The 14,920-nt window shown below is 55.3% G+C and carries 12 protein-coding genes; all 12 read left to right on the top strand.

All coding sequences use genetic code 11. The features are described from left to right. A partial coding sequence (locus FHT67_RS29745; protein WP_243867409.1) for an NADH-quinone oxidoreductase subunit C occupies nt 1–653 on the top strand: 653 nt, incomplete at its 5' end. A 7-nt stretch (nt 654–660) separates the two neighbouring features. Continuing rightward, entirely contained in the window at nt 661–1,761 is a 1,101-nt protein-coding gene (locus FHT67_RS22230) for an NADH-quinone oxidoreductase subunit D (protein WP_132308788.1), read from the top strand. Then, the gene (gene nuoH / locus FHT67_RS22225) at nt 1,761–2,774 is read left to right on the top strand and encodes an NADH-quinone oxidoreductase subunit NuoH (protein WP_132308790.1); all 1,014 of its coding nucleotides are present in this window, start codon (nt 1,761–1,763) and stop codon (nt 2,772–2,774) included. The genes FHT67_RS22230 and nuoH overlap by 1 nt, the downstream gene beginning before the upstream one ends. Before the next feature lie 37 nt (nt 2,775–2,811). Continuing rightward, nucleotides 2,812–3,261 carry an NADH-quinone oxidoreductase subunit NuoI gene (nuoI, locus tag FHT67_RS22220; RefSeq protein WP_132308792.1) on the top strand — a complete coding sequence of 150 codons (450 nt, stop codon included), beginning with the start codon at nt 2,812–2,814 and terminating at the stop codon, nt 3,259–3,261. Between the two features lies 1 nt (nt 3,262). Further along, nucleotides 3,263–3,778: an NADH-quinone oxidoreductase subunit J gene (locus FHT67_RS22215; RefSeq protein WP_167201373.1), complete on the top strand. Its 516-nt coding sequence runs from the start codon at nt 3,263–3,265 to the stop codon at nt 3,776–3,778. A 1-nt stretch (nt 3,779) separates the two neighbouring features. Beyond that, nucleotides 3,780–4,082 carry an NADH-quinone oxidoreductase subunit NuoK gene (gene nuoK, locus FHT67_RS22210; protein WP_132308796.1) on the top strand — a complete coding sequence of 101 codons (303 nt, stop codon included), beginning with the start codon at nt 3,780–3,782 and terminating at the stop codon, nt 4,080–4,082. Nucleotides 4,083–4,090: 8 nt separating this feature from the next. After that, nucleotides 4,091–5,968: an NADH-quinone oxidoreductase subunit L gene (gene nuoL, locus FHT67_RS22205; RefSeq protein ID WP_167201372.1), complete on the top strand. Its 1,878-nt coding sequence runs from the start codon at nt 4,091–4,093 to the stop codon at nt 5,966–5,968. Further along, nucleotides 5,969–7,600, top strand: a complete 1,632-nt coding sequence (locus tag FHT67_RS22200; protein WP_167201371.1) for a complex I subunit 4 family protein — start codon at nt 5,969–5,971, stop codon at nt 7,598–7,600. It abuts the gene before it with no gap. A 3-nt stretch (nt 7,601–7,603) separates the two neighbouring features. Next, a complete protein-coding gene (locus FHT67_RS22195; RefSeq protein ID WP_167201370.1) occupies nt 7,604–9,169 on the top strand; it encodes an NADH-quinone oxidoreductase subunit N in 1,566 nt (521 codons plus the stop codon). An 827-nt stretch (nt 9,170–9,996) separates the two neighbouring features. Beyond that, nucleotides 9,997–12,876, top strand: coding sequence for a S8 family serine peptidase (locus tag FHT67_RS22190; protein WP_167201369.1), 2,880 nt, complete (start codon nt 9,997–9,999; stop codon nt 12,874–12,876). Nucleotides 12,877–12,919: 43 nt separating this feature from the next. Further along, a complete protein-coding gene (locus FHT67_RS22185; protein WP_132308806.1) occupies nt 12,920–13,183 on the top strand; it encodes a DUF1146 domain-containing protein in 264 nt (87 codons plus the stop codon). Nucleotides 13,184–13,497: 314 nt separating this feature from the next. Beyond that, nucleotides 13,498–14,868 (top strand): UDP-N-acetylglucosamine 1-carboxyvinyltransferase, encoded by a 1,371-nt coding sequence (gene murA / locus FHT67_RS22180; protein WP_132308808.1) that lies wholly within the window; start codon nt 13,498–13,500, stop codon nt 14,866–14,868. Nucleotides 14,869–14,920: the final 52 nt, after the last annotated feature.

Genomic DNA, 14,920 nt, shown 5'->3' with positions numbered 1-14,920 from the left:
CGGAAGCCGCGAATGCGGGCGGAGCGGCGCCGGAGGGCGCGGCGGATGCGGAGCGGGAAGCGAAGCTGAAGGCGGCGGCGGAAGCCCGCGCGGTGAGAGCGGCGGCGAAGGAAGCCGCGAATGCGGGCGGAGCAGCGCCGGATACGGCTGAGCCGGCGCCACCGCCGGAGCCGTCGCCGAAGCAGCCGGAGCTGGATGCGGCAGCGAGACTGATTCGCAGCCTCGTGCATGAAGAGGCGCTGGAGGATGCTTATATTAACGAGATGAGCCGGCATATGCCGACGATTATCGTGAAGAATGAGCATTGGGCTGCGACGGCCGAGCTGCTGAAGCGGCATGAAGAGCTTCATTTTACCTATTTGCGGAATGTCTCCGGCGTCGATTACGAGACGCATCTGGAGGTTGTCTATCACCTGGTTCATCTCGAAAGCCGGCGCGAGCTGGCGGTAAAGGTGAAGGCGGACCGCAGCGACCCTGCCATCGCTTCGGTGACGCCCGTCTGGGCCACCGCGAATTGGAACGAACGCGAAATCTATGATCTGTTAGGAGTAACATTCCCGGGCCATCCAGATCTGCGCCGCATTATGATGTCCGACGACTGGGTCGGCCATCCGCTGCGCAAAGATTATGAGCCGCTCGATTCGGAGGTGTAGCTGCAGCGTGATTCGTACCGAAGAACTTCTATTAAATGTCGGTCCCCAGCATCCCAGCACGCATGGCGTATTCCGTATCGTTGTCAAACTCGACGGCGAAGTCATCACGGAAGCAACCCCGGTAATGGGGTATTTGCACCGCGGTACCGAGAAGCTGGCCGAGCAATTGAATTATACGCAAATTATTCCTTATACCGACCGGATGGATTATGTGTCTGCTATGACCAATAACTATGTGCTGGTTCATGCCGTCGAGACGATGATGGGGCTTGAAGTCCCGGAGCGCGCGGAGTTTATGCGACTTATTGTCATGGAGCTGCAGCGGGTTGCGAGCCACCTTGTCTGGTGGGGCACTTATCTGCTCGACATCGGGGCGATGAGCCCGTTCCTGTACGCCTTCCGTGATCGCGAGATCATTATTAATTTATTTAATGAACTGTGCGGAGCCCGTTTGACTTACAATTATATGAGGGTTGGCGGAGTGAAATGGGATGCGCCGCCGGGCTGGCTGGATAAAGTGCGGGATTTCATTCCGTACATGCACGGCAAGCTGCGGGAATACGACAAGCTGGTAAGCGGCAACGAGATTTTCCTCGCCCGGATCAAAGGCATTGGACGATATGACGCGGAAACGGCGATCGACTATGGTCTGTCCGGCGCCAACCTGCGCTGTACCGGCGTAGACTGGGATTTGCGCAAAGCGGAGCCGTACAGTTTGTATAACCGCTTCGAATTCGATGTGCCGCTTGGCAAAAACGGAGATTGCTACGATCGTTACGTCATCCGGCTGGAGGAGATTAAGCAGAGCCTCCGCATTCTCGAGCAAGCGCTTGAGCAAATGCCGTCCGGCGGAGAGACGATGGGCAAGGTACCCCGCGTTATCCGTCCTCCGGCGGGAGAAGTGTATGTCCGTATTGAATCACCCCGCGGGGAGATCGGCTGTCATATCGTCTCGAAAGGAAAAGCAGAGCCTTACCGCCTGAAGTTCCGGCGGCCGTCCTTTGTGAATCTGCAGATTTTGCCCAAGCTGCTGGTGGGAGAGACGATGACGAACCTGATTACGATCCTCGGCGGCGTCGACATTGTAGTCGGGGAGGTTGATTGCTGATGGGTGCATGGCTGCATGACTCGATGACCTGGGGCAATGCGGTTATTATTTTTCTATGGGGCGCGGTGTTTCTGTTCGTTGTGCTGGGCTTTGTTACCTACGCGATTTATTTCGAACGGAAGGTTATCGGGTGGATGCAGCTTCGGATCGGCCCGAACCGGGTTGGTCCGCTAGGCCTTCTGCAGACGGTGGCCGATATATTCAAGCTTCTCATTAAGGAAGACACGATTCCGCGCAAAGCCGACCGCCTCCTGTTTATTCTTGCCCCCATACTTTGCTACGTGCCGGCTTTTACGGTGCTCGCGGTCATCCCTTATACGGAAAAGCTATATTTTGCCGATCTGAACGTCGGCTTGCTCTATTACGCCGCCTTATCGGGCATCTCGACCCTGGCCATTGTGCTTGGGGGCTGGGCTTCGAACAATAAATACGCGCTTCTTGGCGGCATGCGCTCGGCAGCGCAAATGATCAGCTACGAGGTTCCGCTCGTGATCTCCGTCGTTGGCGTCATCCTGCTCAGCGGCAGTCTTAATCTGAGGGATATCGTGGCGGCGCAGTCCGGCGGGTGGTTCTGGGACTGGAACTTCATTCCGCAAATTATCGGCTTTGTTGTGTTCATGATTGCGGCGGTATCCGAGCTGAACCGTACGCCGTTTGACCTCCCCGAGGCCGAGTCGGAGCTTGTAGCCGGCTATCATGTGGAATACAGCGGCTTCCGTTTTGCGTTCTTTATGCTGTCGGAGTATGTCTACGTCTATGCGATTGCGGCTTTGACGACCGTGCTGTTCCTCGGCGGGTGGCACGCGCCGGCGCCGTTTCTTGATTTTGTGCCGGGAATCATCTGGTTCCTGCTCAAATTCGCGTTTATCGTGTTCTTCTTATTCTGGATCCGGGCGAGCTTCCCGCGTATCCGGGTTGATCAGCTGATGGGGCTGGGCTGGAAGGTGCTGCTGCCGGTATCGCTGCTGAACGTATTTCTGACGGCGGGTTATCTGGAGCTGTTCGTAAAATAAAGGGTTGCTTCGCAATTCTTTTTAGGAGGATCTAGCCATGAATGGACTTGTGCAAGGGCTTGGCGTGACGCTCAAATCAATGGTATCGAAAAAAGTGACGACTTCTTATCCCGACGAGCCGATTCTTATGCCGGACCGGTTTCGCGGCATTCAGCATTTTATTCCGGACCTCTGTATCGTCTGCAACCAGTGCGCAAGAATCTGTCCGACCGACTGCATCACGCTGACGGGCAAGCCGAACCCCGATCCGGCCAAAAAGGGCAAGGTCATCGACACGTTTGACATCAATTTCGAAATATGCATCTTATGCGATTTATGCACCGAGGTTTGCCCGACGGAAGCGATTGTGATGACCAATCATTTCGAGCTGTCCGCGTACAGCCGGGATGATCTGTTCAAGGATGTCGAGTGGCTGACCGACAATAACACGCTGGTCCGTCAGGATAACAACAACATCGGAGCTCCTGCGAAAGGAGGCGCCAAATAAGTTGTTCAACATTGATTTTAATGGCGAGTTCGCCGCTTTTTTTATCTTCTCGGCGATTATGATCATCGGAGCCGTCCTTATGGTCAGCCTTCAGAAGGTCGTGCATATGGTCATCTCCATGGCTGCTGTGTTTTTGGGCCTGGCCGGCATGTTTGTCCTGCTGGACGCGGAGTTCGTGGCTTTTGTCCATGTGCTGATCTATGCGGGGGCCGTGTCCATTCTGATGATATTCGGCATTATGATGACCAATCATCAGAATAAACAGGCCGATCCGGTCAAGCCTCTCCATGAGACGCTTGCCGCTATAGCTGCGCTTTGCTTGTTCGGGATCCTGTTCTATGCCATACGGACGACGGATTTTCCCGATGCCCAGCCGCTGCAGGCGGCGGGGGATAATACGTCGAGCATTGGCCAGCTGCTGTATACGGGATACGTCGTGCCGTTCGAGCTGTTGTCCGTGCTGCTGACGGTTGCCTTTATCGGGGCGATTGCTATTGCGAAAAAGGGGGCGGATTAACATGCTTCCATCCTATCTGACGATGGCTGCGATCCTGTTTTGCATCGGGCTGTACGGAGCCCTGGTGAAACGGAATGCCGTAATTGTTCTGTTATCGATTGAACTTATGCTGAATGCGGTCAATTTGAATTTGGTCGCGTTCTCCAAATACGGGGTTGTTCCGTCCCTAACCGGCCAAGTATTCGCTTTGTTCACTATTACGGTGGCGGCAGCGGAGGCTGCCGTTGGGGTGGCGGTGCTGATCGCCCTGTTCCGCGCGAGAGGTACCGTTCACGTGGATGAATTCGACGAGATGAAGAGGTGATGTGACCCGTGGATCAATTAACGAAAGCAGCGTGGCTCATTCCGCTCTTCCCGTTTGCCGCCTTTCTTCTGCTGACGGCCCTCGGCAGGAGCTACCGGATTGCGGGCGTGCTGATCGGTTCGATTGGCTCGCTTGCGTCGCTGGTCATGTCCCTGCTTGTTTTTATCGAGAGACTAGGGCCAGACGCGGTTGATTACAGCGGCGACAGCTACAAATGGATTGGTCTTGGCGAGTATACGCTCAAGATCGGTTTCGAAATCACGAATCTGAATGCTCTTATGCTGGTTATCGTGACGGTAGTCAGCTTCCTCGTAAACGTGTATTCGGCCGGCTATATGAAAAAGGATGAACGGATCACCGTCTTCTACGGCTATGTCGCGCTCTTTACCTTTGCGATGCTGGGGCTGGTGCTGTCCGACAATATGCTGGTTTTCTATATGTTCTGGGAGCTTGTTGGCGTCTGCTCCTTCCTGCTGGTTGGCTTCTGGTATGCGAAGCCGGCAGCCCGGGCAGCGGCGAAAAAAGCGTTTATCGTGACCAGAATCGGCGACGCGGGGCTGCTGCTTGGCATTATCGTGCTGTTCTGGTATATGCCGGGCCATGCGCTTGATTTCAGCAGTATACATAACGTGTTTACCGAAGGGCAGTCCGGCACGATTACGATGACCATAACAACCTCGATTGCTCTGCTTCTGTTCATGGGGGTTATCGGCAAGTCAGGCCAATTCCCGCTGCATGTGTGGCTTCCGGACGCGATGGAGGGGCCAACGCCGATCAGCGCCTTGATCCATGCGGCGACGATGGTGGCGGCCGGCGTATTTCTCCTCGCGAGAACGTTTGATATCTTCGAGGCTTCCGCGGCCGCGATGCATACGGTCGCTTACTTCGGAGGATTTACGGCGATCTTCGCCGCAACCGTAGCGCTCGCGCAAAACGACATTAAACGGATTCTAGCCTACTCAACCATCAGCCAGCTCGGCTACATGGTTATGGCGATGGGGCTTGGCTCGATGACGGGCGGTATTTTCCACCTGTTCACGCATGCTTTCTTCAAGGCGCTATTGTTCCTCGCGGCCGGCAGCGTGATTCATGCGGTACATACCCAGAACATACACGAGATGGGCGGCCTTGGCTCCAAAATGCGAATCACGGCATGGACCTTTGCGATTGGGGCGTTGTCCTTATCCGGCATCCCGCCGTTCTCGGGCTTCTGGTCCAAGGATGCGATTCTGGCATCCGCGCTCGACGAAAATCCGTTCCTGTTTGCCGTCGGGCTGGCGGCGGCCTTTTGTACGGCTCTCTATATGTCGCGGTTATACTTTATCGTTTTTATGGGCAAATCCCGTCATCAGCAGCAGGCCGAGGTAAAGGAATCCTCAAAGGTAATGACGATACCGCTGGTGGTGCTGGCCGTTATTTCGATTGGAGCGGGCTTTATCGACACGCCTTGGAACGGTTGGCTGGGCAGCTGGCTGACGGACGGGGCGGAGGAGGCTCATGCAAGCGGCGCTGCGATTGTTGCTTCCATAGCCGTCGGGGTACTTGGCATTTATGTAGGCTGGCTCATGTACGGGAAAGGCAGCATCGAGCGCGGCGCGACAGCATCCAAAATGCCGTGGCTCGTTAATCTGCTGAAGCGGCAATATTACGTTAACGAATTTTACAACGCCGTCATTGTCAAATCGGTACGCGCCTTGGGAAAAGGCTTGAATGCTTTTGACGAATACGTGGTCGGCGGCGCAGTCCGGCTGGTTGGTTTTACCGCCGGAGCGGGCGGACGGGCGCTGACCAGGCTGAACAACGGCCAGACGCAAACGTACGGCTTGACCGCCGTTATTGGTCTTATCATAATTATCGCCGCAATTGTTGGAAGGAGGTTTTGGTAAATGGCGGACCTGACCGATCTTCCGATTCTATCGATTATTCTCGCAGCCCCGCTTATCGGGCTTCTGGTTGTTCTTCTGCTGCCGAAGCACCGTAACCGGTGGCTGCAAACCGCAGCTATCGTGTTCACGTTGATCCCGCTGCTGCTGTCGCTTCTGTTATATGCCGATTACGACAAGCATCAGGGCGGCAACAACTTTGAGGAGACGGCTGCATGGGTAGAGGTTCCGTTAAACAAAGAGACGCAAGCCTCGAACGGGGTAACGAGCTATACGCTTTCGTTCCAGTATGACGTGGGCATCGACGGGTTGTCCTTGCCGCTTGTTATTCTTACGGCGCTGATCACGGCGATGGCGGCTTTTGCTTCCGTTCATGTAAAAAAGCGATGGAAGGCGTTCTATGCCTGGTTCCTGCTCCTGGAGACGGGCGTGCTTGGCGTATTTATGGCGCGGGATTTATTCCTGTTCTTTATTTTCTTCGAAATTACGCTTATCGCGATGTACTTCCTGATCGGCATCTGGGGTTACTTCAACCGGGAGCGGGCCGCGAATCAATTCGTTATCTATAACGGCCTTGGATCGGCTATCATGCTTATTGCCTTTATTCTTCTCGTTAATACGGCCGGCTTTCATATCGATCAAGATACGTCATCCTTTATTTACAGTGGCAGTTACGCGGATATTCTCCGCAATTTGTCCGATCCTTCGGCATGGGTGAACCTTGCTCCGGATCAGGCGGGCGGGATGAACCCGTTCCATATGTCGGCTTCGATGCACACGGTTATTTTCCTCCTGCTGGTGGTGGCGTTTGGCATCAAGCTCCCGATTCTGCCGTTCCACACCTGGATGCTCAAGGTTCACAGCGAGGCGCATCCGGCAATCGTCATGATTCACTCCGGCGTACTGCTCAAGATGGGGGCATACGGACTTATCCGGTTCGGCATTGTGCTATTCCCCGAGCAGGCGAAGGATTGGGCGGTCGTGCTGGCTTCTCTTGGTCTCGCCAATCTCCTGTACGGGGCGCTTGTCGCTTTCCGGCAGACGGATTTCAAGCTGGTTCTGGCGTATTCCTCGATCAGCCATATGGGGATCGTTCTGCTAGGCCTTGCGGCTTTTAACGAGATTGGCCTGCAGGGGGCGATGTTCCAGCTTGTCTCGCATGGATTGATCTCAGCGCTCCTCTTCCTGATTGTCGGCAGCCTATACGAGAGAACGAAGACGACAACCTTATCCGAGCTTGGCGGGCTGGCACGGTCGATGCCGTTTATCTCGGGTATCCTGTTAGCCGGAGGTCTTGCCTCCTTGGGCCTGCCGGGTCTGTCGGGCTTTGTAGGCGAGTTCCTGTCGCTGCTTGGGCTGTTCGACAGCCAGCCTTGGATTGCCGGCTTCTCGGTCATCGGCGTTATTCTGACCGCCGTATATATCCTGAGGGCTGTGCTCAAAACAACCTTTGGCCCTATTGAAGAGCGGTATCTCGCGGTCAAAGACGCAAGGTTGATCGAAGCCCTGCCGATGATTGTGCTGCTGGCGTTTATCCTGCTGCTGGGCTGTTATCCGTCCGTGCTGACGGATACGTTCCAATACAGCGTTGACGGTCTGTTCAAGCCGTTATTTTCGTTAAGGATGGGGGGATAAGCGATGACCGAATTTATACCGCTGACATGGCAGGATACGCTGTATCTCGCTCCGGAGCTTATCCTTGCGGCAATGTTCCTTATCCTTATCGTAACGGACTTGATTCTTCCAGGTCGGACGAACCGCGCGGTTATCGGCTGGTTGTCCTTGGCGGGCTTGCTGCTGTCGCTTGCAGCCGTCATCTGGCGGGTGATCGATATGAATCCGTCCGGCGTATCGGCTGCGGAGGCAGCGGAAGCCGGTCAGGCCATATCGCTTCTCGGAGCCAGCTATCGGGTAGATGATTTCGGCAATCTGTTAAAGATTGTTTTTCTGATCGGAACGTCATTGGTGGTACTGTTGGGACTTGGCGCCACGCAAAGGGACGACGCGGTAACGGACAAAGCCGAATTCTACTATTTGCTGCTTCCCGCGGCGGCTGGGGCCATGATTATGGCCTCCTCCGGCAATCTCGTGACCTTGTACATAGGGCTTGAGCTGCTCAGCATTACGACTTATGTGCTTGTCGGCTTGCGGAAGCGTTCGTCGCTATCGGCCGAGGCAGCTTTCAAGTACGTGGTTACGGGCGGAATCGCCTCGGCCTTTGTCCTGTTCGGGATGTCCTATCTTTACGGCGTGACCGGCTCGGTAAGCCTGGCGGATTTCCCGACGGCGCTGCCGCAGGCCTTCGCGGATTATAAGGCGTTGGTCTACGTCGGGTTCTTCTTCCTGATTGCGGGCTTCGGAATCAAAATCGCAGCCGCTCCGTTCCATGTCTGGGCAGCGGATGTGTATCAAGGGGCGCCTACGCCGGTTTCGGCTTTCCTGGCGGTTATTGCGAAGGGTGCAGCGCTTGCGGCGGTATTCCGCTTCTTGTACAGCAGCGCGTTCTTCCTCTCGGGCGGTCCCGGGAAGCAAGCGGGTGACGATGTCTTCTTCGCCCTGCTGGTCATTGCCGCTGCCGCGATGATAGCCGGCACGTTCTCCGCTCTCCGGCAAAAGCAGGTGAAACGGCTGCTGGCCTTATCCGGCGTAGCGAATGCCGGGTACTTGCTTGTTCCGATTGCGATTTCGGTGACGATCATCCACAGCAATAACTTTTCGGAGTTTGTGTTTTATCTGGTAGCTTACCTGCTCATGAACGTAGGGGCATTTGCCGTTGTAACGGTTATCGCGAGCGCTGCGGGGCATGAAGAGCTGAAAGGCTTCTCGGGCCTCTATTACCGGGCGCCGTGGACAGCCGCGGCTATGCTGATCTTTATTCTGTCGCTGTCGGGCTTGCCGGTGACGGCCGGATTTTTCGGCAAGCTGTTCATCCTGCTCGGAGCGGCCAGCGTAAAGGCTTACTGGCTGGTTGCCATCATGGCGGTCAGCACCGTCGTTTCCTACTACTTCTACTTCGGAATTATCCGCCAGATGTTCATGCGGTCGAACGGCGAGGAAGAGGAGCCGGTTCATGTGCCGGCCGTCACGGGAGTCGTCATCTGGATCTGCGCGGCTGCAACGGTTGCCCTTGGCGTATTGCCGGGTCCGTTGATGAAATGGATAGACGCAGTGTTTACGATTCAGGCGGATTTGTTTGTGAAATAGCAATGAGGGGCCCAGCGGCTGGAGTGCCGCTGGGCTTTTTTTGCGTTGAGCTGTTGCTCCGCAGCTGGCGGTTATGAAACTGGGCTCTTCGCTTATGAAGCGGCATGCTCGAGTGGAATAAGACCCTACGGGTCTTTTATCGAGCTGGCAGATGGGGAGTTGAGAGAGATAAGACCTTGGCCGAGCCTTATCTCAAAGGCAAGGCCCCAAGGGACCTATCTCAAAGGGACAAGGTCCCCAAAGGACTTTAAGAGGCAGGGGGCGGAGCAGCTTAGTAGGGAGTTAAGGTCCCTTGGCGGAAGAGGCGGGAATGATGCGGAAAGGCGTGGGCTAGAGGGATTAAGGTCCCTGAGGGACCTTAAGAGGCAAGAAGCAGCTAGTTAGTTGAGGGTTAAGGTCCCTCAGGGACCTTAAGTAAAGCTGGAGAGGCGGGAATGATGCGGAAAGGCGTGGGGTTGGAGGGTTAAGGTCCCTCAGGGACCTTAAGTGAAGTTGAAGAGGCGGAAATGGTGCAGGAAGGCGTGGGGTTGTAGGGGTTAAGGTCCCTCAGGGACCTTAAGTAGAATAGAGTAAGAGGTAATGTGGCGGTTCGCCGAAAATGCGAGTTTAAGAGTGGAACGCCGAGATCATGCTTGCCGAGGAATGAATCATTTTATCAGTCTCTTTACAGGTAATTATCTTTTGCTAGAGACAGGAGAACGGGGACCGGAAATCGAATGGTACTAGAAGATAAATAGAGACTATTAAACGGTCAATAGAGAAACGTGTGGCAAGAGCATGCGTATAATTTGAGACGGAGACAAATATACCGATAAAGGCAGAAACAGATGAGAAGAGATGCTCTCGGCAGCGTATTGAAAAGATCCCTCCCCGCGCTTCTCCTCGCGGGGATTCTCGCCTGCGGGGCGGCAATGCCCGCCGCCCCTGCAGGCCTTGCCCCGGCTGGGGCCGCTGCGGCGGGCAAAGCCGCCGCCGGCGCCCCCGCCGGGGCAAAAGAGGAGCCGCAAAGCTGGCTCCTCAAATGGCGCGAACCCGCGCAGGCGCATGAGCTGCGCGGGACGCGTGTGCTCCGCCGCCAGAGCAGCGAGGCGGCGGAGGTCTGGCTCGTCCAGCCCGCGGACAGCGGGGCGGACGCCAGCGACTGGACCGCCCGGCTGCTAAGCGAGCCGGGCGTGGAATACGTGCACCCGAATGAGCGGGTGCACGTCCTCGCCGCGGAGTCTGCCGCGGCGGATGATCCTGAAATCGGCAAGCAGACCTACCTGAAACAGATCGGCGCGCCGGAAGCCTGGAAAACCGTGCGGACGCAGACCGATCTGACGATTGCGATTGTCGATACGGGGATCGATCTGGATCACCCGGACCTGAAGAGAAATCTGGTGCCGGGCACCAACTTTGTGCAACCGAACAAACCGCCGGATGACGATAACGGCCACGGAACCGCGGTGGCTGGCGTTATCGCGGCAGCGGGCAATAACGGCTTAGGGATAAGCGGCATTCTATGGGGTGCCAAGCTGATGCCGATTAAAGCGCTTGACTCCCAGGGAGACGGCACGGAACGCGATCTCGGGGAGGGCATCCTATACGCGGTCCGCAACGGTGCCCGGATTGTTGTCATGTCGGTCGGCCTTAACCGTTACTCGCCTTATATGCTGGACATCGTCAATTACGCCGAAAGCAAAGGCGTGCTGCTTGTCGCAGCCGCCGGCAACGACGGGTTGACCCACGGAGATAAAGCGCAGGTCAAATACCCCGCTGCTTATCCGACCGTCCTTGGCGTCAGCGGAGTGAAGCCGGACAATACGCCGGATCCCCGTTCGAATCCCGGACCAGAAATTGATCTTGCGGCATCCTGGAATGTATATACAACCGCAATAGGAGGACGCTATAAAAGAGAAGAAGGGACGTCCATGGCGGCACCGCAGGTTGCGGCAGCGGCTGCATTGGTCTGGGCCCGTTATCCTTCGCTTGAGCCCTACCAGGTCAGGGAGCTTCTCCGCCAGTCCGCCAAGGATATCGGTGCGTCAGGCCTGGACGACAAATCCGGCTACGGTCTGCTGCAGGTGGATAAAGCCGTTACGATGACGGCGAAGTCCGATCGTTTCGAGCCCAACGGCACCCGCGCTAGCGCCAGGCCGCTGCCGGCAGGCAAACAAGCAACGGCCCTGCTCTCCGGCGGCAGCGATCTGGACTGGTATACGTTCGACGCTCCCTATGACGGCATCGTTACGCTGGATTTCGAAGAGCTGACCCCAGGCGGCAGCGCAACGCCGGCTGTCCGTTTATCGCATTACGCCGGCGACGCGCTGAAGGCTTCCGCGGAGACCAAGCTGGGAAGCCGCGTGGTTGATTTTGCGGTGAAGAAAGGCAAGCAAGCCTTTCTGATTCAATATATGAACAAGGATATGGACCTGAAGCTGCCTTATCTGTTGACGGCAGCCTTCCGCATGGCCCCGGACAGCTACGAGCCTAACGACAAGCCGTACGAGGCGTCAACGCTTCAGCCGCGCAGCCAGAGCATCACCGGCTCCTTCGATCAGCTTGCCGACAGGGACTGGTATGCGGTGACCTTTACGCAAGGCGGCACGCTTAGTCTCCGGGTGACGACCAATACCGTGCGTATTGATCCCGAGCTTGCGGTTCAGCAGGCGGGCCAAGCGCTAATGTCTTACGACGACGAGCGGGAAGGCGAAGCCGAGCAGTCTCCCGTCCTGACCGTATCGCCGGGCAAATATTATATACGGGTGCACAATGCGATATCTTCCGAAGCGAGTCCCACCGTCGGGACCTATACGCTGAAGATGGACTACGTTCCGAAATACGCGGATCCTAATGAGCCGAACGACAAGTATTACGAGGCGCTGATGACGACCTCCGGCACGGAATACGTCGGGGTAATCGGCAGCGCAAGCGATGCGGACTGGTTCCAGATCCGCCTTGCGTCAACAAGCGTCGTAGACTTGAATTTGTTTAGCGTTCCGGCAGGCAAAATGATGAAGCTGGAAGCATACGATAAGAAGCAGAAGCTGGTCTTTACTCAATTGACCGGACGAAGCGGATCGCTTCAAGCCGCGAATAAGGTTATGCAGCCTGGCGTTTACTACATAAAACTAACGGCCAACGGCGCTTTCGACAAGCAGTATTACCGATTCAAGGTTAAGTTCGATCCGCTCGTGGCCGGCTTCCGGGATATCGCCGGCCATTGGTCGAGGGACGCCGTCGTGGAGATGAGCGAGCTCGGCATCGTAAGCGGCACCGGTCCTTACACTTTCGAACCAAACCGCCCGATTTCCCGAGCGGAAGCGGTGGCGATGGCGATCAAAGCCTATAAACCGGTCGTATACGGCATGCCTTCCGATGTCCGCTTCAAGGATCTGAATTACGATCATTGGGCTTACGGGGCAATCGCCAGAGCGGTTCAGAAGGGATGGATCAAAGGTTTCCCGGACGGAACCTTCCGTCCTGACCAGCCGGTAACAAGAGCCGAGATGGTGATGATTATCGGTTACGCGGATCAGGTAAAGCCCGTTGCGCCGCTGAGCAATCCGTTTAAGGATGTCTGGCGCGATCATTGGGCCGCGCCGATGCTGAACGCACTGAAGCTGAAGGGGGTTATCAGCGGAACGGAGGATAACGTATACGAGCCGGGCAAAAAAGCAAGCCGGGCGGAGTTTACAACGATTTTATACCGGGTATATAGACAATAACCATCGATCAGACATATTGATGTAGAAGGGGAATTAAAACCAGATGGGTATCGATCAAATGGTGAACGATGCGCAAACCGCAACCGGGACCATCGCGTTATTTTCAATCGTCGTTAATTTATTCAGTATTGTATTCGTTTGGTATATCCTGCAGGAGATCAAGCTGGACGTATTTTTTAAGTTCCCGCGAAGTCCGAAGGCAAGGATGTTTCAGGTTGTCATGGCGGTCGTTATCGGTCATGGCTTCGCCGGTTTTATACTCGATTATTGGAACTGGACGAAGCTCCTGCGGTATTTTGTCGAATAACAACGATCAAAAAAGACAACAATGGATACTACAGGACGGTATGAAAATGACACGAGACTACGAACAACTGTATATAAAGCCCCGGATTCGGATTGAAATGCTGCCCGCACGGCAACGGAGGGTGGTGCTTTCGACTCGGCACTAGCGGTTTTTTTAGTGCTTTTTGACGATCTTTCTGGTAATAATTTACCGCTTGTCGATTTGTGTAAATGAATGATAAGATGAAGGTTGGATAAAGCATGGAATTGTCATTTTCTTATACTAAAAATGGAACTAATGTTTGGAGAAATTCAGTTCGCGGAGGGAACTATAAGATGACCAAAATTATCGTCCGCGGAGGCCAGCGTCTATCGGGAACGGTCCGTGTCAGCGGTGCAAAAAATGCAGTACTTCCCATTTTGGCGGCCTCGTTATTAGCGGCGGAAGGAGACAGCGTCATCTGTGACGTTCCCCTCCTCGACGATGTAATGACCATTCAGAAAGTATTAGCTTCGTTAGGCGCAAAAATTACTTACAACAATGAGACGATGCAGATTTCTGCGGGGACGATTTCCTCCTTCGAGGCTCCATACGAGTTTGTTCGCAAGATGCGCGCATCCTTCCTCGTTATGGGTCCGCTGCTCGCCAGAATCGGCAAGGTTCGTATTTCGCTTCCGGGCGGCTGCGCGATTGGTACAAGACCAATTGACCAGCACCTGAAGGGCTTCGAAGCAATGGGAGCGGAGATTACGCTTGGACACGGCTTCATTGAAGCAAGTACTAAGACGCGTCTTAAAGGTGCGAAGATCTATCTGGATGTAGCCAGCGTCGGGGCAACGGAAAATATTATGATGGCCGCCGCTTTGGCGGAAGGCACAACAACGATCGAGAACGCGGCGAAGGAGCCCGAAATCGTTGATCTTGCCAATTATTTGAATGCCATGGGTGCCAAGGTTCGCGGTGCAGGTACGGGCGAGATCCGGATCGAAGGCGTTGACTGCATGCATGGCGTAACACATAACGTTATTCCCGACCGTGTGGAAGCAGGCACGTATATGATTGCTGCTGCAATCACGGGCGGAGACGTATTCGTGGAAAACGCGATTGGCGACCATTTGACGCCGGTCATCTCGAAGCTTCAGGAGATGGGCGTCGAAGTTACGGAATCGGATAACGGCATTCGTGTCCGTGCCCCTAAATCGCTCAAATCGGTGGATGTGAAAACATTGCCGCATCCGGGTTTCCCGACCGACATGCAGTCCCAGATGATGGCGCTCTTGCTTGTGTCGGAAGGAACCTCGGTTGTAACGGAGACGGTATTCGAGAACCGCTTCATGCATGTGGAGGAGTTCAAGAAGATGAGCGCGCAAATCAAGGTCGAGGGCCGTTCGGCATTCGTGACCGGAAACGTACCGCTCGTTGGCGCTAAAGTGTGCGCAACCGATCTTCGCGCCGGCGCTGCTCTGATCTGTGCGGGGCTTCGCGCAGACGGAGAGACGGAAGTATCCGGCATTTACCACGTAGACCGCGGATACGTAGACATTACAGGCAAGCTCGCCGCTCTTGGCGCGGATATCAGACGGGTTGAGCCTGAGGTTTCGGTTGCTGCCGTAGCCGCTGCTCCAGCGCCTGCCGCCGAGCTTGAGCCGGTTACCTCCTACAAGCGCGAGGCTGCTGTCTTGAAAGTACAGCCGACCTGGGCATAAAGGATAAGAATAGTAAAAAAGCTGTTTCCTCGCTAAGGAAGCAGCTTTTTTT

Origin of the sequence: Paenibacillus sp. BK720, from assembly GCF_011761545.1 — a bacterium.
Lineage (GTDB): Bacteria > Bacillota > Bacilli > Paenibacillales > Paenibacillaceae > Pristimantibacillus.
This window is presented reverse-complemented; position numbering and strand designations above follow the sequence as displayed.